The 2,273-nt window shown below is 62.4% G+C and carries 2 protein-coding genes; both read right to left on the minus strand.

All coding sequences use genetic code 11. From position 1 onward, the window contains the following. On the minus strand, positions 1-770 hold a 770-nt coding region (locus ADADOO_RS07440), incomplete at its 3' end, for a 23S rRNA (adenine(2030)-N(6))-methyltransferase RlmJ (RefSeq protein WP_511276332.1). Positions 771-779: 9 nt separating this feature from the next. After that, positions 780-2,273: cyclic-di-GMP receptor FimW-related protein (locus ADADOO_RS07445; protein ID WP_511276334.1), on the minus strand; the 1,494-nt coding region annotated here is incomplete at its 5' end.

A 2,273-nucleotide genomic window follows, 5' to 3' on the forward strand; every position in this document is an offset into this window, starting at 1 on the left:
TCGTGCAGGGTTTTTTCCAGCGTCCACGGCGGGTTGATGATGAACATGCCGCTGCCGTGCATGCCGTAGCCATCGCGCGCCGGTGCTTTGACTTCCAGCGTGGCGTGCAGCCAGTTGGCGGCACCCAGCCGCTTCAATCTGTCGGGTAATTGGCGGGATTCGGGCTTGCCGAGCATCGGATACCACAGGGCGTAGGTGCCGGTGGCAAAACGCTTGAGCGAATCCTGCAGCGTTTTGACGACCGCCGTGTAGTCGCTCTTGGTTTCGTAGGATGGATCGATGAGGACCAGTGCCCGGCGCGGTGGTGGCGGCAGGACGGCCTTGAGGCCGGCAAAGCCGTCGCCAGCGGTGATCGCTACCTCGCGGCCGCTACCCTTGAAGCATTCCATGAGCAGCTTGCCGTCGGTGCTGTGCATTTCGTAGAGGCGCAGACGGTCGCCGTTACGCAGCAACTGGCGGGCCAGCCAGGGTGAGCCGGGGTAGTGGCGCAACTGGCCGTCCGGGTTCAACATCTTGACGAAATCGAGGTAGTTGAGCGCCGCCTTGGGCAGCCCCTTGGCCGCCCAGAGGCGACCGACGCCGTCACGAAATTCCCCCAGTTTGCTGGCATGGGCCGATTCCAACGCATAACGCCCGGCCCCGGCGTGGGTATCGATGATCCAGAACGGCGCCGGCTTTTCCGCCATGTATTGGGCGATCTCGATCAGGATGAGGTGTTTCAGCACGTCGGCGTGGTTGCCGGCGTGAAAAGCGTGGCGGTAGCTGAGCATTGAGCGGGATCAGTCGGGAAGCAGGTCTAGGGCGAAGAATTCTAGCCCCTCATTGGCTTCCATGCATGTCCCGATTTGGCGGTGCAGCGAACGTCCCGGCAATTTGACCATGATTTTCTGACCCGTCCGGAAGATGCCCGGCGCGGTAATCAGGCCAGAAAACTTGCCGTAGGCGGGCAGCGTGTGGAGGAATACGGCACGCTGATCCGTGGTTTCTTCGGCCGCGATGTCGACCACGCTGACCTGCGGCGACATCAGTTGCAAGCCCACTTCGAGGCGAATCTGCGACGATGAAATACGACGCACCAGGCAAACGTGAATCTTGCTTGACTCCCGCGGCTGCAGGGCAACGAGGTCGCCGGACCCGAGGTTGCGTTTCTCGCCCTTGATGAAACGGAGACGGAAACCGTCCGGGCTTTCGTCGATCATGGCCCATTCGCTGGAGGTGTAATCGCGGCCATCGTAGCGCGAGGCGGCGTCGACCGAGCGACGGGAAAAGGTGTTGCCATCGAGGAAACTGAGGACCGCGCCAAAGCCGCTGACCAGGTCGCCACGCGGGCGAAAGCGGGTCCGGCTGAAACGGCGGGCGCTCTTGCCGCCGATGGCGACGCGCAGCGTCTGCAAAAGGGCGGGGGCGGCATCGAGATCAGGATCGATGGCCTTGCCCGGGCGGCGCGTGATGTTTCGGTCGAGAGCGGTGATGACCTGGCTGCAGTCGATGAGCAGGCTGCCGAAGATTGTGGTGCCGGAGGGCAGGCGCATCATCGGGTAACCCGGGTTGCCTTCGTTGGCGCGAACCAGAAAGCAGGCATCGGTGGTCTTGCCGCCCGCGTTTTCTGGTGTCACTTCGCCGATCAGCGCATAGGCTGCCAGTTGCCGGGTGCAGGTGTTGATGATGTCGAACTCGGCGCGCGGTAGTTTGGTCGGCTCGAGATAGGCGAATAGCAGGGCGCCGAGGTATTCGTGCTCGATCGGGGCGGTTTCGCCATTGAGCGGTTTGGAGCGCTGGCCGCGTACCATCTGGTAGAGCTCGTGCAGGGCCAGCCAGGAGCTTGCCGAGGGGGCGGCATAGGCGCGGTAAGCCAGCAGCTGGCGGCGGGCGATCATGGCCATCGCACGTTGCGCGCTACGATGCAAAAGATGACTCAAGCCTTCGTTCAGATGGCCATTGTTGATGCCGCGGGCAATGCTGGTGTAGGCAATGGCCAAGCCCTTGAGCAGGTTGTCGACCTGCAGCGCCGAAGTCGCCGCCTTGAGGGGTAGCGGCAATACCGACTGGCCGATGAGTTTTTCAAGGATAGGCAGGGCTTCTTCGGCTTCCAGCCTGACGTCTTCAAGCAGCTTGAAACGCATGTGCAGGTTGGGCTGGCCGTTGATGCTGGGCAGCACGCTGCTGGCCAGCTTGGCAATGGTTTCCTGTGGCGACAAACCGGTGACGGTATCGAGCAATCCACGCACTGCGGCTGCACTTTTCTGTTCGGCACTGGCCTGGCCGAAGGGAAA

The sequence above is a fragment of the Azonexus sp. genome (assembly GCF_036170495.1).
In the GTDB taxonomy this organism is placed as follows: Bacteria; Pseudomonadota; Gammaproteobacteria; order Burkholderiales; family Rhodocyclaceae; genus Azonexus.